A 20889-nucleotide genomic window follows, 5' to 3' on the forward strand; every position below is an offset into this window, starting at 1 on the left:
TCATCGGCGATGTCACTTGCCGGGCTTGGCCTTGGCCGGTTGCAGCGCCTTGGCGCGGCGCTTGTACGGGCGCAGGTAGAGGATGGTGCCGAAGAAGAACAGCAGCGTCAGCGCGACTTCGGCCCACGCCAGCGTGGAGGACGGCGGCCGGTCGCTGGTGGCGCGCACGATGCCTTCCGTGAAGAACAACAGGATCAGCATCGAGGACCACTGCATGGTGTAGCGGTTGCGGGTCAGTACGCCGCGCAGCGGCAGCAGCAGGGGCAGGAACTTGAGGATCAGCCAGGACCCGCCGGGACGCAGCGGCGCCAGAAACCATTCCCAGGCGATGCACAGCAGGATCAGCCCAATCAGGCTGCCGGCGCTCAGCCGGTACAGGGCGGCGCTGTGCAGCGCGCTGTCGGTGGCGTTGGCCGCGGGCGCAAGCGCGGGCTTGGGGGCGGCGGTCATGCGTGGCTCCGGCCAGCCAGGCGCAGCGCGGTCTCGGCCAGGCGCTTGCCCATGGCGCGCGCGAGCGCGGCTTCGTCGTCGGACACCGGCGCGCTGTTGTCCACGCGCGCGTGATGGCTGGGGCCGTAGGGCGTGCCGCCGCTGGCGGTGGTCATCAGGGCGCTTTCCGAATAAGGCAGGCCCAGCACCAGCATGCCGTGATGCAGCAAGGGCAGCATCATCGACAGCAAGGTGGTTTCCTGGCCGCCGTGCAGGCTGCCGGTGGCGGTGAACACGCAGGCGGGCTTGCCGGTAAGGGCGCCCGACAGCCACTGGGCCACGGTGCCATCCAGGAAGTACTTCATCGGCGCGGCCATATTGCCGAAGCGGGTGGGGCTGCCCAGCGCCAGGCCGGCGCATTCCTCCAGATCGCGCAATTCGGCGTAGGGCGGGCCTTCTGCCGGGATATCCGGCGCGGTGGCCTCGCTCACGGTGGAAACCGGTGGCACGGTGCGCAGGCGTGCCTGGGCGCCGGGCACGCTGTCGATGCCGGTGGCGATCAGTTCGGCCAGCTTGCGGGTACTGCCGTGGCGGCTGTAATAGAGGACTAGGAGTTCGGTCATGGACAGGGCTGCGGCGCGCAACACGGGCGCCGGGGTGGGGCGCTCCCAGGGGGGCAGGCCGGATTGGTGCCTTGTGCGGCGCACAGGGCAATGCGCGTATTATAGTTGCGGCCCCGGCGTGCGCCGCGCGTCGCTGCGCCGGGGTGCCCCACTGAATCAGCAAGGAGTCTGCCCCAGCATGTTCGCCGCCCGCATCGTTCGCCTGCGCAGGGAATGGAATCTGCAAAAACTGCGCGCGCTGACGCGCTACGCGCTGCGCCGCGCCGGCGAGGGCCGCTTGCCGCAGGTCGCGGCCAGCCTCACCTTCACTACGGTGCTGGCGGTGGTGCCGGTGCTGACGGTGGCCTTCGCCCTGCTGGCGGCCTTCCCCGTATTCCGCGAGTTTCGCAGCGCGATCGAGTCATTCCTGTTCCAGAACCTGATCCCGGGCAACGTCAGCGATTCCATCACGAGCTACCTTGGCCAGTTCGCGAAGAACGCCAAGGGCCTGACCGCGGTGGGCCTGGGCGGGCTGATGCTGACCTCGGTGCTGACGATGCTGACTGTGGAGGACGCGCTCAATGCGATCTGGCGCGTCAAGCAGCGCCGCCCGCTGGCGCAGCGCATCCTGGTGTTCTGGGCGGTGCTGACGCTGGGCCCCGTGCTGATCGGCGCCAGCCTGTCGATCAGTTCCTACCTGATCTCGGTTTCGGCCGGCTATGTGGGCACCATGCCGTTCGGGCTGGCGCTGGTGGTGAGCCTGACGCCGGTACTGCTGTCGGCGGTGGCCTTTGCCTTTCTCTATACCGCCGTACCCAACGCCAACGTGGAGTGGCGCGATGCGATTGCCGCCGGGCTGGTGGCGGCGCTTGCCTTCGAACTGGCCAAACGCGGCTTCGGCTACTTCATCACACATATCCCGACCTACACCGCGGTCTATGGCACCTTTGCCGCGCTGCCGATCTTCCTGCTCTGGATCTACCTGAGCTGGCTGGTGACCCTGCTGGGCGCCACCATTGCCGCCAACCTGCCTGTGATCCGGCAAGGCTACTGGCGGCGCCGCACCTTTGCCGGCAGCGAGTTCTTCGACGCGCTGGGCGTGCTCTACCTGCTATACCGGGCACGGGACGAGGTGCCGCGCAGCGTCGGCGAACTCGACCTGGGCCGCAAACTGCGGGTAGAGGCGGATTACCTGGCGGGCCTGCTGGGCAAGCTCAAGGCCATGCATCTGGTAGGCAGGCTGGCGCAGGAACGCGGCCAGGCCCATTGGGCGCTGCTGTGCGATCCCGGGCAGGTCACGCTGCGCACGCTGCACGACCGGCTGGTGCTGAACCTGCCGCGCCTGCCGCGCACGGCACTGGCGCAGCAGTTGCAAGGCGCCGATGCGCTCAAGCAGGTGCTGGACAACCCGCGGCTGGACCAGCCGCTGGATGCGGTGTTCCGCCGGCAGCAACAGGAGGATGGCCCGGCGGTCCAGGAACGCTCAGCCGATCCCGCGCGCCGCACGCTGGAAGTGGTGCCGCCCGGCTGGCATGGCCAGGTCTGAAAGCGCCCCTAGAAGGGAATCCTGCCGCGCCAGATGTCGGCATACATGACCCAGTCTCCCATCAGGCTGTAGAGCGGGTGGCGGAAGGTGGCGGGGCGGTTCTTCTCGAAGACGAAATGGCCGACCCAGGCGAAGGCATAGCCCGACACCACGGCCGCTGCCAGCCACCACCCGTTGCCGCTGAGGATCAGCGCCAGCAGGCACAGCAGCGCCACCGTGGAGCCCGTGAAATGCAGGCGGCGGCAGGTGAGGTTGCGGTGTTCGTTCAGGTAGAAGGTGTAGAAGGCCGCGAAATTCTCGAACTCACGGGGGCGGGCCTGGGGCATGGCGGTTTCCTGTGGGGGTTCGTGGGGGTCTTTAGTCTAGCTGGCGGGCGGGAAGTGTCTAGCCCTACCTTCGCAAGCTCGGTGTTGTTCCGCGGTGGCACCGAGTCGGAATGCCGCGTAGATACTGGATTTCGCTTGATTCTTTGGCCCTGATATGCTGCATGAAAGAACATGCACATCTTCGAACGAGAAGTCAACGGCCATCGCTACCGTATTGCCGCGCAGTCGGTGTGGGACGCCGAGCGGGGCCGTTCCGTCGCACGCCAGGTCGTGCTGGGACCGGCCGAGCCGCCGCGAGTGGCGGATCTGAGCGCGACCCAGACGGTGGGCACGCGCGGGGTCGGCGACGTCGGAGCCTTGATCTGGGTGGCCGAGCAGCTGGACTTGGTCGGGCAGATTGATCGCGCGTGCGCAGGGGTTGGCGCCAAGGATGGCCCGTCGGTGGGTGAGTTGGCGGTGGCTGTGGCGATTCAGCGTGCGTGTGCGCCGGGACCCAAGTGCGAGCTGGGTGATTTTCTGGACGCGAGTTTGCCGCGGCTGTCGTGTTTGCCGGGGTCCGCGTTCACCGGCCAGGCCTTTCATCGCATCGCGCAGCAGGTGACCGATGAGCAGTTGGAGCAGGCTCAGGTGGCCATCGCGAAGGCCGCGGTGGCCCGCTTCGAGCTGTCCGCCGACGTGCTCGCGTTCGATACGACGAACTTCGATACCCACATCGACACGCAGACGCCCGGCGAACTGGCCCGGCGAGGCCACGCCAAGAGCAAGAGAAGCGACCTGCGTGTCGTAGGGCTTGGCGTCCTGGTCAGCGAGACCGGACATGTGCCGCTGTTGTATCGGACGTATCCCGGCAACGGCTCGGACCAGGCCGTGCTCGCGGCGTGCCTGGGTGGGTTGGCGCAGTTGCACGAGGCACTCGACAGCGGTGAGGGCCGCGCGCGGCCGGCGCAGCGCACGGTGGTACGGGACGGCGGGTTTTGGAGCCCGCAACTGGAACTCGATCTCGATGCCGCCGGCTACTACAGCCTCATCTCGTTGCCGCTGGGACACAAGGCCGCGGAGGAGGCGCTGCGGATGGCGGCGCAGCGCGGTGCCATGAAGCCGCTGTCAGGCAAGCTCAGCGACGTGCGGGCGGCGCGGGTTCGGACCACCGTCGGCGAGTTGGATCGCACGCTCGTCGTGGTGGAGAGCCAGGAGTTGCTGGCGGGCCAGAAACGCGGGATCGCGACGGCACTGCGCAAGGCGAAGGTGGAACTGAGCACGCTGGAGGAGTTGGTCCAAAAGGGCCGCATCACGCGCAGCCGGTTGGAGCTGCGGGTCAAGAAGGCGCTCGCTCGGGAACACCTGTCGAGCTTCGTCGTGACCACCATCGCCGGCAGCGAAGCGGTACCGACCTTGCATTGGCACGTCGATGCCACGTTGCGCCGCGAACTGGAGAGAACGCGGCTGGGCAGGCGGGTGCTGTGTACGGATCGGCACAACTGGAGCACCGGGCGAATCGTTTCCGCCTTCCGAGGACAGTGGAACGTCGAGGAGCTGTTCCGCAGGGCCAAGAAAGGCGGCGTGGTTCCCTGGGGACCGTCACACCAGTGGGCAGATGGATCGTTGCGTCTGCACACCTTCGCGACCGTGCTCGGCCTGATGCTCGTGAGCTTGGCGAAGATTGCCCTGCGGACCGACGCCTCGGCCCGTCGCATGATGGAAGGACTGGCCGAGATCAAGGTGACGTTGGTGAGGACGAAGACCGGGGCGGCGGGACGACGGCCAACGGCAATGCTGGCGCCGAAGCTCACGGCCGAGCAGCGCCGCGCCATGAAGGTTTTCGAACTGCAGCGGTGGGGACCAACGTTGTTTCATGTATGACATGGGCGCCCGTTCAGCCACGATTGACTGGCAAGAACCGTCGATCCGGCCCCTTGCTTTGCGAAAGTAGGGCTAGGGGGGTCTTCCCGGGAGAGGGCGGCCGCCTGACTTCAAAGTCAACGTGACGGGTCTGCGAGGACATGGCCGGATTCCCGGCAATGAATCTGCCCGGAATCCAGCCATGACTTAACTCGAGGCTCTGGCTTGGGCGTTGAATTCGTTGTGTAATTGTTCCGGCAGTCCGCCTCTCCGTGGTGCTGCCGGCTTTTTTTTAGCAAGCATTTCGATGCCGCTGCCTTCAGCCCGCAGCTACCACCCCGCGCGCAAACGCAGCCAGCGCATCCAACACTTCATCCGGCTTTTCGCCCATCAGCGCATGTCCGCAAGGCACAGTAACCGTTGTGGCCGAGGTCATCCTGGCGGCCAGCGCCTGGGCGGCCTTGGGCGAGGTCATCATGTCCTTGCTGCCGGTGATGAACAGCGCCGGGCAGCGGACCGCGGCCACCGCGGCATCGCCGTTGGCGTAGGCGTTGCAGGCCGAGAAGTCGTTATGGAAGACGTGGCCCTCGGGATTGCGGCGCGCTACCCGTTCCATCAGGCGCTGGCTGCCGCCTTGCATCCACGAACCCGGCCCCGGCGAGGAGGGTTTGTTGGCCAGGCTGGAGTGCGACCAGGTGTTGACCATGGCGATGGCCTGGTCCACGCGGTTGAGCGAAGCATCTAGCAGGGCGTCGGCAACCTTCATCGGATAGGCCGTGGCGAGCAGGGCGATGCCGCGTACCGCTTCCGGGTGGCGGGCGGCGGTTTCCAGCGCGATCAGCGAACCCATGCTGTGCCCGAACACCAGGGCGGGGGCGCTCACGCCGGCCGCGCGCACCAGTTCGATCACCCAGTCGGCCATGGCTTCGACTGTCTTGAGCGGCTCGCCTTCGCTGCGGTTGTGGCCGGGCAGGTCGACCGCCAGCACGCTGAAGCCGTGGTGCGCGAACCAGCGCGTCTGCAGGGCCCAGACGCTATGGTCGTTCTGTGCGCCGTGCACGAATACGGCGCAGGGCAGAGCGGGGTCGAAGGGTTTGCCGCCGGTGTAAGCATAGGCCTTGCGGCCTGCGATTGTCAGTTCCATCAGGCTTGGCCTCCCTTGCCGCTCATGGCTTTCTCCGCGGCCTTGAGGCCGCGCTTGAGGTCGTCGATCAGGTCGTCCGGGTCTTCCAGGCCGACCGACAGGCGGATGGTGCCTTCGCCGATGCCGGCCGCCTGCAGCGCCGCGGCGTCCATGCGGAAGTGGGTGGTGGAGGCGGGGTGGATCACCAGCGAGCGGGCGTCGCCCACATTGGCCAGGTGGGAGAACAGCGCCAGGCTCTCGATGAAGCGCTGGCCCGCGGCGCGGTTGCCCTTGAGGTTGAAGCTGAACACGGCGCCGGCGCCGCGCGGCAGCAGGCGCTTGGCGAGTTCGTAGTCCGGGTGGGATTCCAGCTCCGGATAGGCCACCGACTCGACCATCGGATGCGACACCAGGAACTGCACCACGCGGCGCGCGTTTTCCACATGGCGGGCCATGCGCAGCGGCAGCGTCTCGATGCCCTGCAGCAGTTGCCAGGCGGCCATCGGGCTCAGGCAGGCGCCGAAGTCGCGCAGGCCCTCGCGGCGCGCGCGCAGCAGGAAGGGCGCCACCGTGCTTTCCTCGGTGAACACCATGTTGTGGAAGCCGGCATAAGGCTCGGACAGTTCCGGGAAGCGCCCGGAGGCCTCGAAGTCGAACGTGCCGCCTTCCACCAGCACGCCGCCGATGGTGGTGCCGTGGCCGCCCAGGAACTTGGTGGCCGAGTGGTAGAGCAGGCCGGCGCCGTGATCGAAGGGCTTGAGCAGGTAGGGCGTGGTGAACGTGGAGTCGACCAGCAGCGGGATGCCATTGTCCTGGCCGAGCTGGGCCAGGGTCGGGATGTCCAGCACGTCCAGCCCGGGATTGCCCAGGGTCTCGCCGAACAGCAGTTTCGTCTCCGGCCGGATCGCCGCGCGCCAGGCGTCGATATCGCGCGCCTGCACGAAGGTGGTCTCGATGCCGAAGCGGCGCAGCGTGTAGTGCAGCAGGTTGTGCGAGCCGCCGTACAGGGCGCTGGACGCCACCACGTGCGAGCCCGCGCCCATCAGGGTGGCCACCGCCAGGTGCAGCGCCGCCTGGCCCGAGGCCACGCCGATCGCGCCGGCGCCGTTCTCGAGGGCGGCGACGCGCTCTTCGAAGACGGCTACGGTCGGGTTGGAGATGCGGGAGTAGACATGGCCCGCGCGCTCCATATTGAACAGCGAGGCGGCATGTTCGCTGTCGCGGAAGACGAAGGATGTCGTCAGGTGGATGGGCGTGGCCCGCGCCCCCGTGGCGGGGTCGGGGGCGGCGCCTGCATGCAGCGCGAGGGTGTCGAAACGGGTACCGGACATGGCTTTAAAGGCTAGAGTTGTCTCCGGTGCGCATCGTAGCATCCGCTGCCGCCGGCGGGCACCGCAAATAGCCCTGGCGGCGCTGGCGGCACCCCGTGCTTTACTTGGGCGGCCGGTTTCGGCTAGGATCGGCGCATCAGGCCGTGCCGGGCGCGGCAGGCAATACACAGCAAAACAGTAGTTTCAGCAAGCGGAGACCATCATGAAAGTCAGCGACATCCTGCAAATCAAGGGCAACACGCTCTATACGGTGAAGCCGGAGACGTCACTGCTGCTGGCGGTCAATATCATGGCCGAGCACGATATCGGCTCGCTGGTGGTGATGGAGTACGGCGACCTGGTGGGCATGCTGACCTTCCGCGAGATCATCAAGACCCTGTCCGCCAATGGGGGCAGCGTCGGCACCACCAGCCTGCGCAAGGTCATGGACGATGCGCCGCTCACCTGCACCATGGAGACCGACGTCAATGAAGTCCGCCGCATGATGCTGGAGCGCCACACGCGCTACTTGCCGGTGCTGGACAACCGCACCCTGATGGGCGTGATTTCCTTCTACGACGTCGCCAAGGCAGTGGTGGAGGAGCAAAGCTTCGAAAACCGCATGCTCAAGGCCTATATCCGCGACTGGCCGGAAGAAAAGTCCGACTGAGCCGCTGCGCCGAAGCGCGGATCGGAGTGCTTCCGGCGGGCGATGCCGTACGGCGGTTGAGGCTTGGTAGGCCCCGGCAGGGCGGGGCGCGGTCGAGATGCGTATTGCACGGTACCGCAAGAATCCCTTGCAATGGCATGCCCGCCGCCGTGCGAGCATTGTCAGCGACGTCGCCGGGCGCCCACCGGGCCGCCCGGTTCGCCGGGGTCACCTCTTTCCTGCCTACATGAGCCAACAAAACCAATTTCGCCTGCTCAGTGCGCGCCGCTTCGGCCCGTTCTTCTGGACCCAGTTCCTGGGCGCGATGAACGACAACCTCTTCAAGGTCGCCTTCACTTCGCTGGTTACTTACCACACCGCGCTGTTCGAGGGCGTTGACGCCAAGAGCGCGGCGTTCCTGATCTCCGGCATCTTCATCGCGCCATTCGTGCTGTTCTCGGCCACTAGCGGCCAGATTGCCGACAAGATCGAGAAATCGCGGCTGATCCGGCTGGTGAAGACGCTGGAAATCGGCATCATGCTGCTGGGCCTGGCCGGTTTTGCCATGCACAGCGCGCCATTGCTCTACCTCGGCACCTTCCTGATGGGGCTGCACTCGACGGTGTTCGGACCGGTCAAGTTCGCCTACCTCCCGCAGCACCTGGACGAGACCGAACTGGTAGGCGGCAACGGGCTGGTGGAAATGGGCACCTTCGTCGCCATCCTGCTTGGCACCCTGCTGGGCGGCGAGTTGGCCGGCCTTACGCATGGCGAAAAGATCGTCGGGCCGTTCTACGTCGGGGCCGCGTGCGTGGTGCTGGCGGTGGCAGGGCGGCTGGTGTCGGCGCGGGTGCCGGATTCGCCGGCGCCGCAGCCGGAACTGCGCATCAACTGGAATCCGTTTACGGAGACCTGGCGCAACCTCAAGCTGGCCCACGGCAACCGTACAGTATTCCTGAGCCTGCTGGGCATTTCGTGGCTCTGGTTCCTTGGCGCCACCTTCCTGACCTCCTTTTTCGGCTTTGCCAAGGACGTGCTGGGCGGCGACCAGAATGTGGTGACGCTGCTGCTGGCGGTGTTCTCGCTCGGCATCGGCACCGGCTCGCTGCTGTGCGAGCGGCTGTCCGGGCGCCATGTCGAGATCGGCCTGGTGCCGTTCGGCTCCATCGGCATGACGGTGTTCGCGGTCGATCTCTTCCTGGCCAGCAATGGCGAGCAGCACGCCGAACTGACCGGGCTCGCCGGCTTTGCCGCCGACCCGCGCCATTGGCGCGTGCTGGCCGACCTGTTCCTGCTGGCGATGTTCGGCGGCTTCTACAGCGTGCCGCTGTACGCGCTGATCCAGAGCCGCTGCGCGCCCACCCACCGGGCCCGCATCATTGCCGCCAACAACATCCTCAACAGCTTTTTCATGATCGGCTCCTCGCTGCTGGCGGTGGTGCTGACCCAGGCCGGCTTCAGCATTCCGCAATTGTTCCTGGTGGTCGGCCTGCTGAACGCGCTGGTGGCCATCTACATCTACAGCCTGGTGCCGGAATTCCTGCTGCGCTTCATCGCCTGGATCCTGGTGCACACGGTGTACCGCCTGCAGCGCGTGAATGCCGACCGCATCCCGGCCGAAGGCCCTGCGGTGCTGGTGTGCAATCACGTGAGCTTTGCCGATGCGGTGGTGCTGATGGCCGCGAGCCCGCGGCCGGTGCGTTTCCTGATGGACCACAACATCTTCAAGGTGCCGCTGATGTCGTGGTTCTTCCGCCACGCCAAGGCGATCCCGATCGCACCCGCGCACGAAGACCCGCAGATGCTGGAGCGTGCCTACGACGAGGTCGCGCGCGCGCTTTCGGAGGGCGACCTGGTCTGTATCTTCCCTGAAGGCAAGATCACCGCCACCGGTGACATCAACCCCTTCAAGCAGGGCGTGCAGCAGATCATCCGGCGCACGCCGGTGCCGGTTGTGCCGATGGCGCTGCGCGGGCTGTGGGGCAGCTTCTTCTCCCGCAAGGGTGGCTCGGCCATGTCCCGCCCGTTCCGGCGCGGCATCCTCAACCGGCTCGAGCTGGTGGTGGGTGAGCCGATCGCGCCGGAGCTGGCTACGCCGGAGTGCCTGCAGCAGGTGGTGCAGGGCTTGCGCGGCGAATGGCGCTAGGGCGCTAGCGTATTGCCCGCAGCGGCGGGTATCCCAGATGTCGCCGGGCCAAAGGAGTCGGCAACCATGATCACGCTCTACACCTTTGGGCCGGCATTCGGCCTGCCCGATCCCAGCCCCTTTGTCACCAAGGCCGACATGCTGCTCAGGCTCGCGGGCCTGCCGTACCGCGCCGAGCGTGGCGGCCTGCGGCGCGCGCCCAAGGGCAAGCTGCCCTATCTGGACGACGAGGGCCGCGTGGTGGCCGATTCCACGCTGATCCGGTGGCACCTGGAGAAGACCTACCACATTGACTTCGACGAAGGGCTGACGCCCGCCCAGCGTGGCACCGCCTGGGCGGTGGAAAAGATGCTGGAAGACAACTTCTACTGGGCGGTGGCGGACTCGCGCTGGAACCACGACGCCAATTTCGCGCGGGGTCCGGCGACCTTCTTCCGGTCCGTGCCCTGGCCACTGCGCGGGCTGGCGATCCGTTTTGTGCGCTCCAAGATCCGTCGCATCCTGTGGACGCAGGGGCTTGGCCGCCACAGCCCGGCCGACCTGGCCGCCATCGCCGGCCGGGACGTGGCGGCGGTGGCCGACGTGCTGGGCGAGCAACCCTTCCTGATGGGCGACAAGCCATGCGGCGCCGATGCCACCGTCTTTGCCTTCATGGCGGGTGCGCTGTGCCCCTTGTTCGAGACCCCGATCCGCACAGCCGCCGAGTCCCATCCAAACCTGGTGGCTTATGTGGCGCGCATGCGGGAGCGGTACTACCCGGACCTGGCCCCGGCACTGGCGGCCTGATGCGAGCCTGAGGGCGGCACCTGAAGGCCGGGCGGCGCATCCCGGTGCGGCCGTGCGGGGCCGGAGGGGCCGCAAAAGCCTTACAATGTAGCCCGTTCCCCAATTCTCACGCCCTCCGCGGTCTCCATCATGTCCGGCAACACTCTCGGCCTGCTCTTTACTGTCACCACTTTCGGCGAATCGCACGGGCCGGCCATCGGCGCGGTGGTGGACGGCTGCCCGCCGGGCATGGAACTGACCGAAGCCGATATCCAGTTCGACCTGGACCGCCGCAAGCCCGGCACCTCGCGCCATGTCACGCAGCGCCAGGAAGCCGACCAGGTCGAGATCCTGTCCGGCGTGTTCGAGGGCAAGACCACTGGCACGCCAATCTGCCTGCTGATCCGCAATACCGACCAGCGCAGCAAGGACTACGGCAATATCGTCGAGACCTTCCGGCCCGGCCACGCCGACTACACCTACTGGCAGAAGTACGGCATCCGCGACTATCGTGGCGGCGGCCGTTCGTCGGCGCGCCTGACGGCGCCGGTGGTGGCGGCGGCGGCGGTCGCCAAGAAGTGGCTGCGCGAGCAATACGGCACCGAAATCCGGGGCTATATGTCGCAACTGGGCGAGATCCGCGTGCCGTTCGTGGACTGGGCGGAAGTGCCGCGGAATCCCTTCTTCGCCCCCAACGCGGAGATCGTGCCGGAACTGGAAACCTATATGGATACGCTGCGCCGCGACGGCGATTCCGTCGGCGCGCGGATCGAGGTAGTGGCCAGCAACGTGCCGGTGGGCTTGGGCGAGCCGCTGTTCGACAAGCTCGATGCCGACATCGCACACGCCATGATGGGCATCAATGCCGTCAAGGGCGTGGAGATCGGCGCGGGATTCGAAAGCGTCAGCCAGCGCGGCAGCGTGCATGGCGATTCACTCAGCGCGGAAGGATTCCGTGGGAATAACGCCGGCGGCGTGCTGGGCGGCATTTCGACCGGGCAGGACGTGACCGTCTCGCTGGCGATCAAACCGACCTCCAGTATCCGCACGCCGCGCGAATCCATCGACAAGGCCGGCCAGCCCGCCACGGTGGAAACCTTCGGCCGCCACGACCCCTGCGTGGGCATCCGCGCCACCCCGATCGCCGAAGCCATGCTGGCGCTGGTGCTGATCGATCACGCGCTGCGCCATCGCGCCCAGTGCGGCGATGTCAAGGTGGATACCCCGCGCATCCCCGCACAGTCACCGCAGTCCGGCCAGTCGCGCTGAGTTGTCGCAGGCGGAACCACACGCCCACGCCCTCGGTGGCGGGCGCGTCTCCGAGACGCGTTTCGGCCTGTTTTACCTTGGCTACTACGGCTATGTCGGCGTTATCTCGCCCTATGTGAGCCTGTTCTTCGCCGGGCGCGGTTTTTCTCCGGTACAGATCGGCGTACTGATGGCCTGCTTCCAGGTCAGCCGCATTGTCGGCCCGTATTTCTGGGGCTGGCTGTCGGACGTGATGCATACGCGGGTACGCCTGCTGCGCCTGGCCGCCGTCACGGCCTTGCTCGCTTTCCTGATGGTGCCTGGCGTGACCAGCTACGGCGGGATGATGGCGATGATGATCGGGCTGAACCTGATCACCAGCGCCATGTCGCCGCTGGGCGACGCACTCACGATTTCCACGCTGCGCCGCCATGGCGCCTTCGATCATCGCTACGGGCGCATCCGCATGTTCGGCTCGGCCGGCTTCATTGCGGCCGTGCTGCTGGGCGGGGCGCTGTTCGAGCGCTTCGGCATGGAGACGTTCCCGTGGCTGGCGAGCACCATGCTGGCGCTGTTCCTGGTGGTGGTATTCGGCATGCGCGATGCGCCGGATGAGGGGCCGCGCGTCAAGCCGCCGCCGGCGCTGCCGTTGCTGCGCCGTCCCGACGTGGTCTGGTTCTTCGGCTCGGCCTTCCTGATGATGTTCGCCCACGCCGCGCTGTATGTGTTCTATTCGCTGTACCTGGAGCAACTCGGCTACAGCAAGTTCGCCATCGGCGTGATGTGGACCATTGGCGTGGTCGCCGAGATTGTCTTCTTTTTCTATCAGGGCCGGATGTTCGGCACCGTCCCGCTGCGGAACATCCTGATCGGCACCTTCGTGCTGGCCGCGCTGCGCTTCGGCCTGACCGGCTACCTGGCGGAGCTGTCATGGCTGATGGCGCTGGTGCAGGTACTGCACGCGGCCACCTTCGGCGCGCATCACAGCGCCAGCCTCAAGCGCCTGCAACGCTGGTTCGCCGGCCCGCTGCAGGGCCGCGGACAGGCGCTTTACACCGGCCTTTCCTATGGTCTTGGCGGCACCTGCGGCGGGTTGGCGATGGGCTGGACCTGGAAGGCGCTGGGTCCGGCCCACACCTTCGGGCTGGCCGCGCTGGCGGCGGCCGGCGGTGCGCTGTGCGCGTTCATGACGTTCCGCACGGAAGCTGCCTCCGACGCTGCCGCGCGGTGACGCGCGCGGGATTGCCCACGCGCCTCAGAGCAGGCTCGCCACGCGTTCTGCCAGCGCCAGCGACGAGGTCAGCCCGGGAGACTCGATGCCGAACAGGTTGACCAGCCCCGGCACGCCATGGGTAGCCGGGCCATCGATGCGGAAATCCGCCGCTGGCTCGCCGGGTCCGCTGATCTTGGGGCGGATGCCCGCATAGCCCGGCTGCAGCGCGCCGTCGGGCAGTCCCGGCCAGTAATTCCGGACTTCGCCGTAGAAGCCGTCGGCATCCGCGGGATCCACGCCGTACTCGATCGCGTCGATCCATCGCACATTGGGGCCGAAGCGCGCCTGGCCGCCCAAGTCGATGGTCAGGTGCACGCCCAGCCCGGCGGCCTCCGGCACCGGGTAGATCAGCCGGGAGAAGGGCGCGCGCCCGGCCAGCGTGAAATAGCAGCCCTTGGCGTAATACTGCGGTGGGATGTGTGCGGCGGGCATGCCCTCAATGCTGCGCGCCAGTGCCGGTGCAGTGAGCCCGGCCGAATTGATCACGGTACGTGCCAGCATCGTGGTGCCGCCCGCATCGCCCTGGCCGCCTACGTCAAGCCGGATGCCATTCGCCGTGACGGCACCGCGCGCCACCGGCGATTGCACCGCCAGCATGGCGCCGGCGTTCTCCGCATCGCCCAGCAGGGCCAGCATCAGGCCGTGGCTGTCGACGATGCCGGTCGAGGGCGAAAGCAGGGCGGCGCGGCATTGCAGGTTCGGCTCCAGCGCCTGTGCCTCGGCCTGGCTGAGCAGTTGCAGGTCGTGCACGGCATTGGCCGCGGCCTTGGCCCGGATGCCTTCCAGCGTGGCCACCTGGGCCTCGGTGGTGGCGACGATCAGCTTGCCGCAGCGCTGGTGGTTGATATGGTGCGAGGCGCAGTAGTCGTACAGCATGGATTTGCCGCGGACGCACATCTCTGCCTTGAGCGATCCGGCCGGATAGTAGATGCCGGCATGGATCACTTCGCTGTTGCGCGCGCTGGTAATGGTGCCGAAGGCATTTTCCGCTTCCAGGATGATGACCTCGCGGCCCTGCAAGGCCAGCTGCCTCGCCACTGCCAGACCGACCACGCCCGCGCCGATTACCACGCAATCTACTTGTTCCATTGTGTTCCTCTGCTGCTGCTGCTGCTGACGCCTGCCACGTCATGCGTGCCGCGGTTCCCGGATAGTGTCGTGCCGCTTGGCGGCGTGCGCTTGCCGCGCAAGGTTCAGTTCAAAGCCAGCCCCATGCGCCTGGCTGCCGCGCTGAGATGCCGGCGTGCCGCCTGGCGTGCGGCGCCGGGGTTGCCGGCGGCAATGGCTTCGACCAGCGCGGCGTGTTCGCCGTCCGCGCCTTGCGAGCCGCCGCGAAAGCGCGCGGCATTTTCCCAGGCCGTTTGACGCGCCGCCAGCATGTGCTGGCCGACGAAATCGGTCAGGCCGGTAAAGCACGGGTTGTGCGCGGCCTGCGCAATGGCATGGTGGAACGCCACATCGGCAGCCGCGGCGCTGGCGAAATCGTCCGCATGTTGGCCCATGGCGGCCAGTGCAGCCTGAATGGCTTGCAAGTCTTCCCTGGTGCGGCGCTGGGCGGCCATTTCGGCGCAGGCGCATTCCACCACCATGCGCAGTTCGAATAGCTGGGCCGGGGTCGGGCCGTCCTGCGGCGCCGTGGCCAAGCGCCACACCTGGCCGCCTGGCGTTTCCGATACGTACGCTCCCGAGCCCTTGCGCGTGATCAGCAGGCCATCTGCCTTCAGTTGCGCGATGGCCTCGCGGACGATCGGGCGGCTCACGCCAAAGGTCTCGCCCAAGGCCGCTTCGGCCGGGAGGCGGGCGCCGGCGGCGAAACGGCCAGCCGCAATGTCGGCGCGCAGGGCGTCGGCGATGCGGGCGGCAAGCGAGGCGGGGCGGGTCAGAATGGTCATCAGTAAATCTGTAAAGCTGTCAGACAGCTTGTGGTGAGAGTTTGCGAGGAAAGCGGGATGGCGTCAAGGATCGCCGGATTGCGATGTCAGGAATCGACCTTAAGGTTTTTCGGAAACTGGCCGATAAAAAGCTAGGTGAGAAGCGCTATTCACCTTGGACATCGCGGTGGACGTCGGCCTGGATATTGGTACGCGCGTTGCCGTCCGCCCCCTGGGGCGTTTCGGCGAGGCCAGGGACCCGATATGCGCTGAGCGCCTCGCCGGGTGGTGGCCGCGGGACACGTTCCCGTGGCCATCGTTGGATCTGCCACGCCTGTAGTCTGGGCGTTACTGCTGCCTGCCATGATTGCACTTACCCCTAACGAACTCCCGGTCGGGCAGCCCTTGCCCTGGTCCTTGCTGGACGAGGCGGGAAACCTCGTGCTCGGCAGCGGTAGCGTGATCCCCGAGGATCGCGATGTCGCCCTGGTCTTCCGGCACGGTACGGTGTGCCGGCCCGATAGCGAGCCGGGCGATGAACTGGAAGATGGCGGCCGGCCCGCCACTGCCGGGCCGCTTGGCCTGCAGGTTGGCACGCTGTTGCAGGTCAAGGCGCCGGGCCAGACAGGCCGCGCCGCCGCCAGCCGGTTGATCGGCTTTGTCGAGCAGGGCCTGTTTGTGACGTGGCCACAGCTCGGCGGCAAGGAATTGCAAGTCCAGGCCGGCGCCACGGTGCTATTGCGCGGCTTTTCCGGCCACGCGATCCTGAGCTTCGAATCAACCGTGACTGCGATCTGCCGTAGTCCCTTCCGCTATCTGGTGTTGTCAGCACCGGCCGAGTCGCAGCAGCTTCCGGTGCGCACAGCCACCCGTGTGCCGACCCGCCTGGCCGCCTACCTGGTCGATCCCGGGAGCACGGCGAACGACACCCTGCAGGGCGACGGGGCTGCCCCGCAGGCAGGACCGGGCCCCCACCTGCCGGCCAGGCTGGTGCTGCTGACCGACCTGAGTACCGGCGGCGCGCAGATCCAGATTGCCGGACCGGTGCCGGCGCCGGGTACATCGGTACGCGTGTGCTTTCATCTGCGCACTGCGGCGCTGGACAGCGAGATCATGGTCGACGGCCTGGTGCGCAACCCGTTGCCCGCCGAGAGCGATACAGAGTTCCCCACATTCGGCGTTGCTTTCGATGTGCTCGGTGAGCGGGAGTTGACGCTGCTTCAGTGCTTTATCTACGAACAGTTGCTGGCAAGTGCCAGCATGCAGGTTTCTACCTGATGTCCTCTGCCTGCTTGCTATCGACACCGCGGGGAAGGACGCTGCCGTGACGGTCGCGCTCATTCCGGCGTTTGGAGCTAATCTTCTAGCGCCAGCCTTGCCCCGCCCGCCCTGGCCGTCTCTACTGTCCCCTGCAATAGAAAGCGGTTATTGCAGCCGCTTGTCCCGATCAGACCAATCACGATTACGAGGAGACATCATGAAGCGGAGCCCTCGCTTCGGCGCCAGCCTTTGCGCGTCCATTTCGGCTTGCCTGCTTGCGGTTGCCGTGCCCGCCACGGCCAACGCCATGAATGGACTTGGCCAGGCCCGTGCATTTTCAGCGGAAGAACGTCTCCTTGGGTTAGACGTCCGGTCTAACGAAAGCAAGCCGGATAACAGCCTCGCCCGCGGCAGCGAGTTCCGTCCTGATTCGGATGGGGCCGGAGTGGGCCTGCTGGCGATGTCTCCCCTGGAAGTCGCCTCGGTCACCGCTATCGGCAAGCCAAGCCTCGACGGTGGCGTATCGGGTGTGGTGCTGGCGCTGATCGACGGCATCGGGCAGGTGCCGCTCGCCGGCCCGGCGCTGATTACCTTGATCGCCGGCGTGGCCGACGTGATCGGTTGGTATCAGGACGTGCCAGACAGCAAGCCGCGCTATCACGATTCGCTGGCATTGCCCGCGACATCGAGCCCGCAAGCCTGAACTGGCAAAAAAAAACGGCACCGAATCGGGCTAGCCGTTCGGTAAAGGAGTTGATAACGGCGAGTTCGCCGGCATCATTCGCGAAGCCCCTCTTTTGCGTAAGCAAGAGGGGCTTTTTCACATCCTGGACTTGCTTGTAGCCCCATCCGTCCTACGGGGCGCCCGCAGGCGGTCCGGCGGCGGAGACGTGAAGTACAGAATATCTTCAGAAGCTACAGGGCCTCGCGCAAGCCCAAGCCGCATGGCTGGCGTTTTCTTGTCTCCCCCAACCTCGCAGTAGTTGAAGTAGACCCGGTAGATTTCCAACAGCTTGGCCAGATGGTCTGGGTCGTAGTCGCCCACGCCCAAAGGAGGTGCGCCATTGCGCCGCCGGCCTCGACCAGGCGGCAGGACATCAAGCTTCGGCGGCACCCCGAAGTTGGCGCATTTGGGGTTCTTGCAATGGTTGACCTGGATGCCTGCCGCCGTTGACGGATAGCGCCCTGGCCAACCTGCCGAAGCTGAAGGAGATTTTTCCTCAGACAAAAAAGAGCCCCAGTCGTTGACTGGGGCCCATTCTAGAGCTGTCTAAGGCTCCTAATCAACTCCTTAACCGAACGGCTAGCCGAATCGGGTGCCGTTTTTTATTGCCCTTGGGGCGAGCTTACATTCCTACGTAGTTCGGGCCGCCACCGCCTTCCGGCGTCACCCACACGATATTCTGCGTGGGATCCTTGATGTCGCAGGTCTTGCAGTGCACGCAGTTCTGCGCATTGATCTGCAGGCGTTCCTTGCCATCGTCGTTCTGCACGAACTCGTAGACGCCAGCCGGGCAGTAACGGCTTTCGGGGCCGGCAAACTTGTCCCAGTTGACGTTGACGGGCACGCTGGCGTCTTTCAGCGTCAGGTGGGCTGGCTGGTTTTCCTCGTGATTGGTGTTGCTGATGAACACCGAACTGAGGCGGTCGAAGGTCAGCTTGCCGTCCGGCTTGGGATAGGCGATCTGCTGGCACTCGGCGGCCGGCTTGAGGTAGACGTGGTCCGGCTTCTCGCGGTGGATGGTCCAGGGCGGGTTGCGGATGCCGAGCTTGGGCAGCAGCCATTGCTCGATACCGGTCATCAGGGTGGCGGTGGTGCGTCCCTTCTTGAACCACTGCTTGAAGTTCTTCGCCTGCAGCAGTTCCTTGTACAGCCAGCTGTTTTCGAAGGCGGTCGGGTAAGCCGTCAGTTCGTCGTGCTGGCGGCCGGCCTGCAAGGCGTCGTATGCGGCCTCGGCGGCCATCATGCCGGTCTTGATGGCGGCATGGCTGCCCTTGATGCGCGAGGCGTTCAGGTAGCCCGCGTCGCAGCCTACCAGGGCGCCGCCCGGGAATACGGTCTTGGGCAGCGACAGCAGGCCGCCGGCCGTGATGGCGCGGGCGCCGTAGCTGATGCGCTTGCCGCCTTCAAAATACTTGCGGATCTCAGGATGGGTCTTGAAGCGCTGGAATTCCTCGAAGGGCGACAGCCACGGGTTGGTGTAGTCCAGGCCGACCACGAAGCCCACCGCGACCTTGTTGTCTTCCATGTGGTACAGGAAGGAGCCACCGTAGGTGGCCGGGTCCAGCGGCCAGCCGGCCGTGTGCACCACCAGGCCGGGCTGGTGCTTGGCGGGATCGATCTCCCATAGCTCTTTCAGGCCGATGCCGTAGCTCTGCGGATCCTTGCCCGCATCGAGCTTGAACTGCGAAATCACCTGCTTGCCCAGGTGTCCGCGCGAGCCCTCGGCGAAGATGGTGTACTTGGCATGCAGTTCCATGCCGAGCTGGAAGTTCTCGGTGGGCTCGCCTTCCTTGTTGATGCCCATATTGCCGGTGGCCACGCCCTTGATCGAGCCATCGTCGTTGTAGAGCACTTCGGCGGCCGGGAAGCCGGGGAAGATTTCCACGCCCAGCGCTTCGGCTTGCTGGCTCAGCCAGCGCGTGAAGTTGGACAGGCTGATGATGTAGTTGCCGTGATTGTGGAAGCATTCCGGCAGCAGGGCGGACGGCGTTGCCTTGGAACCGGTTTCGTTGAGGAATAGGAATTTGTCTTCAGCGACCGGCTGGTTCAGCGGCGCGCCAAGTTCCTTCCAGTTCGGGAACAACTCATTCAGTGCACGCGGGTCCATGATGGCGCCGGACAGGATGTGGGCGCCGGGTTCGGAGCCTTTTTCCAGCACGCATACGTTGACTTCGTTGCCTTTCTCCTGCGCGAGTTGCTTCAGGCGGATGGCGGTTGCCAGGCCGGCGGGGCCGCCGCCGACGATGACAACGTCGTATTCCATGGCCTCGCGGGGGCCGTACTGCTCCAGGAGCTGTTGCTGATTCATTGTCTCTAACCCTCTATTCTTGGCAACTTGCGCGCAATTGTGGGAAATGCCGTGTTCGGCGGTACCGGGGATGCGATGATCGGGGGAAACCGGGGGCAAGGGCGGGGCGCAGAAGGCGCCGATCGTGCCGGTCTGCGTGTTTTTCCTCTTTCCCTTTGTAGCCCGAGTTCTTAGAATCTCCGGCATTGTCCGGGACTCGCCATGGTCAGGCAAGATTTTTTTTGGAACGACCGTTCTTTTTTTTGATATGCTGCCTTCCATTTGAGCCAGGCAGTTTCGTGAGGAGCACCCGGTAGCCGCGGCCATGGCAGGCGGCGCGGGGGGCTCCCGAACATCGAGGTCAATATGGGTTTGTCGATCAATCTGGAAGGCAAGGTCGCGCTGGTGACAGGCGCTTCGAGCGGTCTGGGCACGCGGTTTGCCCACGTCCTGGCCTCGGCTGGCGCCAAAGTGATACTGGCGTCGCGGCGGACCGAGCGGCTCAAGGAACTGCGTGCCGCGATCGAAGCCGAGGGGGGCAGCGCCCATGTGGTGCAGCTGGACGTGACCGACCACGACAGCATCCGCTCCGCAGTGGCGCATGCCGAGACCGAGGCGGGCGCGATCGATATCCTGGTCAATAACTCGGGGGTTTCCACCACCCAGCGCCTCACCGACGTAACCCCTGACGATTTCGATTTTGTCTTCGATACCAATACCCGGGGTGCCTTTTTCGTGGCCCAGGAAGTGGCCAAGCGCATGATCGCGCGCTCCAAGGGCGCCGAGAAAAACGGCAATCCGCTGCCGCAGTCGCGCATCGTCAACATTGCATCGGTGGCCGGGCTCAAGGTGCTGTCTCAGATCGGCGTGTACTGCATGAGCAAGGCCTCCGTGGTGCATATGACCAAGGCGATGGCGCTGGAATGGGCGCGCCACGGCATCAACGTCAATGCGATCTGCCCCGGCTATATCGATACCGACATCAATCACCACCACTGGGACACCGATGCGGGCCAGAAACTGATCCAGATGCTGCCGCGCAAGCGCGTGGGCAAGCCCGAGGACCTGGACGGCCTGCTCCTGCTGCTGGCGTCCGACCAGTCCGCATTCATCAACGGCGCGATCATCACGGCCGACGACGGCATGGTGTAACCGAGTCAACGGCGGCGGGCTCCACGCCCGCTCGCCGGCAAGCAGGTCCTGCCACGCACCATAAGTGCGGGCAGGCATGCGGTTCGCTGGCCCTGGGCTTATCCGGTCCCCTTGGTGCGACGCGCTTTGGCAGCTTGCCGGATTGCCCGTTACCGACAGGCAGCGCGAGCCCCCCGGGTACATGGGCGCCATGTCCAGCCGGCGCCGGGTTGCGGGACCAAGCAAAAGTTTCCGCACGCTCCACAGTCTTGGCATAATCCGCCATGTCTTGAGATTAAGTCTTTACATAATTCAAAGAATATCCGCCTGCAGCCAGAGCGCTGCGCGGACCGGACCGGA

The 20889-nt window shown here is 65.9% G+C and carries 18 protein-coding genes; 10 read left to right on the forward strand and 8 right to left on the reverse strand.

Annotated features, from left to right (window positions below; translation table 11 throughout):
- Window positions 1–12: 12 nt before the first annotated feature.
- Together ACZY0R_RS22315 and wrbA are read right to left on the reverse strand one after the other, a co-directional pair.
- Complete coding sequence (locus tag ACZY0R_RS22315; protein WP_488861278.1) at window positions 13–450, reverse strand: DUF2069 domain-containing protein; 438 nt, start codon at window positions 448–450, stop codon at window positions 13–15.
- Window positions 447–1052: an NAD(P)H:quinone oxidoreductase gene (wrbA, locus tag ACZY0R_RS22320; protein WP_488861280.1), complete on the reverse strand. Its 606-nt coding sequence runs from the start codon at window positions 1050–1052 to the stop codon at window positions 447–449. The genes ACZY0R_RS22315 and wrbA overlap by 4 nt, the downstream gene beginning before the upstream one ends.
- Window positions 1053–1230: 178 nt before the next feature.
- Between wrbA and ACZY0R_RS22325 the strand changes: the two genes are divergently transcribed.
- Complete coding sequence (locus tag ACZY0R_RS22325) at window positions 1231–2577, forward strand: YihY family inner membrane protein (protein WP_488861282.1); 1347 nt, start codon at window positions 1231–1233, stop codon at window positions 2575–2577.
- An 8-nt stretch (window positions 2578–2585) separates the two neighbouring features.
- Here the strand turns inward: ACZY0R_RS22325 and ACZY0R_RS22330 are convergent, their stop codons facing one another.
- Window positions 2586–2903 (reverse strand): Mpo1-like protein, encoded by a 318-nt coding sequence (locus tag ACZY0R_RS22330; RefSeq protein ID WP_488861284.1) that lies wholly within the window; start codon window positions 2901–2903, stop codon window positions 2586–2588.
- 171 nt (window positions 2904–3074) lie between these two features.
- Between ACZY0R_RS22330 and ACZY0R_RS22335 the strand changes: the two genes are divergently transcribed.
- A complete protein-coding gene (locus ACZY0R_RS22335; protein WP_488861286.1) occupies window positions 3075–4763 on the forward strand; it encodes an IS1634 family transposase in 1689 nt (562 codons plus the stop codon).
- Window positions 4764–5061: 298 nt separating this feature from the next.
- On the opposite strand, the gene ACZY0R_RS22340 is transcribed toward ACZY0R_RS22335, so the two are convergent.
- Together ACZY0R_RS22340 and ACZY0R_RS22345 are read right to left on the reverse strand one after the other, a co-directional pair.
- Entirely contained in the window at window positions 5062–5886 is an 825-nt protein-coding gene (locus tag ACZY0R_RS22340) for an alpha/beta fold hydrolase (RefSeq protein ID WP_488861288.1), read from the reverse strand.
- Window positions 5886–7196 carry an O-acetylhomoserine aminocarboxypropyltransferase gene (locus ACZY0R_RS22345; protein ID WP_276290389.1) on the reverse strand — a complete coding sequence of 437 codons (1311 nt, stop codon included), beginning with the start codon at window positions 7194–7196 and terminating at the stop codon, window positions 5886–5888. The genes ACZY0R_RS22340 and ACZY0R_RS22345 overlap by 1 nt, the downstream gene beginning before the upstream one ends.
- A 202-nt stretch (window positions 7197–7398) precedes the next feature.
- On the opposite strand from ACZY0R_RS22345, the gene ACZY0R_RS22350 reads away from it, so the two are divergent.
- The 5 genes from ACZY0R_RS22350 (at window position 7399) to ACZY0R_RS22370 (ending at window position 13214) form a co-directional block, all read left to right on the forward strand.
- The gene (locus tag ACZY0R_RS22350) at window positions 7399–7845 is read left to right on the forward strand and encodes a CBS domain-containing protein (RefSeq protein WP_488861290.1); all 447 of its coding nucleotides are present in this window, start codon (window positions 7399–7401) and stop codon (window positions 7843–7845) included.
- A 226-nt stretch (window positions 7846–8071) separates the two neighbouring features.
- Complete coding sequence (locus tag ACZY0R_RS22355) at window positions 8072–9970, forward strand: MFS transporter (protein ID WP_488861292.1); 1899 nt, start codon at window positions 8072–8074, stop codon at window positions 9968–9970.
- Between the two features lie 66 nt (window positions 9971–10036).
- Window positions 10037–10756, forward strand: coding sequence for a glutathione S-transferase C-terminal domain-containing protein (locus tag ACZY0R_RS22360; protein WP_488861294.1), 720 nt, complete (start codon window positions 10037–10039; stop codon window positions 10754–10756).
- Window positions 10757–10885: 129 nt separating this feature from the next.
- Complete coding sequence (gene aroC / locus ACZY0R_RS22365) at window positions 10886–12004, forward strand: chorismate synthase (protein ID WP_488861296.1); 1119 nt, start codon at window positions 10886–10888, stop codon at window positions 12002–12004.
- A 1-nt stretch (window position 12005) separates the two neighbouring features.
- The gene (locus ACZY0R_RS22370; protein ID WP_488861298.1) at window positions 12006–13214 is read left to right on the forward strand and encodes an MFS transporter; all 1209 of its coding nucleotides are present in this window, start codon (window positions 12006–12008) and stop codon (window positions 13212–13214) included.
- 24 nt (window positions 13215–13238) lie between these two features.
- Here ACZY0R_RS22370 and ACZY0R_RS22375 read toward each other — a convergent pair whose 3' ends face one another.
- Window positions 13239–14345 carry an NAD(P)/FAD-dependent oxidoreductase gene (locus ACZY0R_RS22375; protein WP_488861300.1) on the reverse strand — a complete coding sequence of 369 codons (1107 nt, stop codon included), beginning with the start codon at window positions 14343–14345 and terminating at the stop codon, window positions 13239–13241.
- A gap of 104 nt (window positions 14346–14449) precedes the next feature.
- Complete coding sequence (locus tag ACZY0R_RS22380; protein WP_488861302.1) at window positions 14450–15148, reverse strand: FadR/GntR family transcriptional regulator; 699 nt, start codon at window positions 15146–15148, stop codon at window positions 14450–14452.
- Between the two features lie 342 nt (window positions 15149–15490).
- On the opposite strand from ACZY0R_RS22380, the gene ACZY0R_RS22385 reads away from it, so the two are divergent.
- Both ACZY0R_RS22385 and ACZY0R_RS22390 read left to right on the forward strand, forming a co-directional pair.
- A complete protein-coding gene (locus tag ACZY0R_RS22385; protein ID WP_488861304.1) occupies window positions 15491–16405 on the forward strand; it encodes a flagellar brake protein in 915 nt (304 codons plus the stop codon).
- Window positions 16406–16604: 199 nt separating this feature from the next.
- Window positions 16605–17090, forward strand: coding sequence for a hypothetical protein (locus ACZY0R_RS22390; RefSeq protein WP_488861306.1), 486 nt, complete (start codon window positions 16605–16607; stop codon window positions 17088–17090).
- Between the two features lie 643 nt (window positions 17091–17733).
- Here the strand turns inward: ACZY0R_RS22390 and ACZY0R_RS22395 are convergent.
- Complete coding sequence (locus ACZY0R_RS22395; RefSeq protein WP_045240044.1) at window positions 17734–19419, reverse strand: electron transfer flavoprotein-ubiquinone oxidoreductase; 1686 nt, start codon at window positions 19417–19419, stop codon at window positions 17734–17736.
- A 345-nt stretch (window positions 19420–19764) separates the two neighbouring features.
- Here ACZY0R_RS22395 and ACZY0R_RS22400 point away from each other — a divergent pair, with 345 nt between their 5' ends.
- Window positions 19765–20550, forward strand: coding sequence for an SDR family oxidoreductase (locus ACZY0R_RS22400; RefSeq protein ID WP_045240045.1), 786 nt, complete (start codon window positions 19765–19767; stop codon window positions 20548–20550).
- Window positions 20551–20889: the final 339 nt, after the last annotated feature.

The organism is Cupriavidus sp. F041 (assembly GCF_057814235.1).

Excerpts from the sequence above, each read along its gene's own strand:
- ACZY0R_RS22335 (WP_488861286.1), top strand. The coding sequence starts at position 3,075 with ATGCACATCTTCGAACGAGAAGTCAACGGCCATCGCTACCGTATTGCC.
- aroC (WP_488861296.1), top strand. The coding sequence starts at position 10,886 with ATGTCCGGCAACACTCTCGGCCTGCTCTTTACTGTCACCACTTTCGGC.
- ACZY0R_RS22355 (WP_488861292.1), top strand. The coding sequence starts at position 8,072 with ATGAGCCAACAAAACCAATTTCGCCTGCTCAGTGCGCGCCGCTTCGGC.
- ACZY0R_RS22375 (WP_488861300.1), bottom strand. The coding sequence starts at position 14,345 with ATGGAACAAGTAGATTGCGTGGTAATCGGCGCGGGCGTGGTCGGTCTG.
- ACZY0R_RS22395 (WP_045240044.1), bottom strand. The coding sequence starts at position 19,419 with ATGAATCAGCAACAGCTCCTGGAGCAGTACGGCCCCCGCGAGGCCATG.
- ACZY0R_RS22380 (WP_488861302.1), bottom strand. The coding sequence starts at position 15,148 with ATGACCATTCTGACCCGCCCCGCCTCGCTTGCCGCCCGCATCGCCGAC.
- wrbA (WP_488861280.1), bottom strand. The coding sequence starts at position 1,052 with ATGACCGAACTCCTAGTCCTCTATTACAGCCGCCACGGCAGTACCCGC.
- ACZY0R_RS22340 (WP_488861288.1), bottom strand. The coding sequence starts at position 5,886 with ATGGAACTGACAATCGCAGGCCGCAAGGCCTATGCTTACACCGGCGGC.
- ACZY0R_RS22325 (WP_488861282.1), top strand. The coding sequence starts at position 1,231 with ATGTTCGCCGCCCGCATCGTTCGCCTGCGCAGGGAATGGAATCTGCAA.
- ACZY0R_RS22350 (WP_488861290.1), top strand. The coding sequence starts at position 7,399 with ATGAAAGTCAGCGACATCCTGCAAATCAAGGGCAACACGCTCTATACG.
- ACZY0R_RS22390 (WP_488861306.1), top strand. The coding sequence starts at position 16,605 with ATGAAGCGGAGCCCTCGCTTCGGCGCCAGCCTTTGCGCGTCCATTTCG.
- ACZY0R_RS22360 (WP_488861294.1), top strand. The coding sequence starts at position 10,037 with ATGATCACGCTCTACACCTTTGGGCCGGCATTCGGCCTGCCCGATCCC.
- ACZY0R_RS22315 (WP_488861278.1), bottom strand. The coding sequence starts at position 450 with ATGACCGCCGCCCCCAAGCCCGCGCTTGCGCCCGCGGCCAACGCCACC.
- ACZY0R_RS22400 (WP_045240045.1), top strand. The coding sequence starts at position 19,765 with ATGGGTTTGTCGATCAATCTGGAAGGCAAGGTCGCGCTGGTGACAGGC.
- ACZY0R_RS22385 (WP_488861304.1), top strand. The coding sequence starts at position 15,491 with ATGATTGCACTTACCCCTAACGAACTCCCGGTCGGGCAGCCCTTGCCC.
- ACZY0R_RS22345 (WP_276290389.1), bottom strand. The coding sequence starts at position 7,196 with ATGTCCGGTACCCGTTTCGACACCCTCGCGCTGCATGCAGGCGCCGCC.
- ACZY0R_RS22330 (WP_488861284.1), bottom strand. The coding sequence starts at position 2,903 with ATGCCCCAGGCCCGCCCCCGTGAGTTCGAGAATTTCGCGGCCTTCTAC.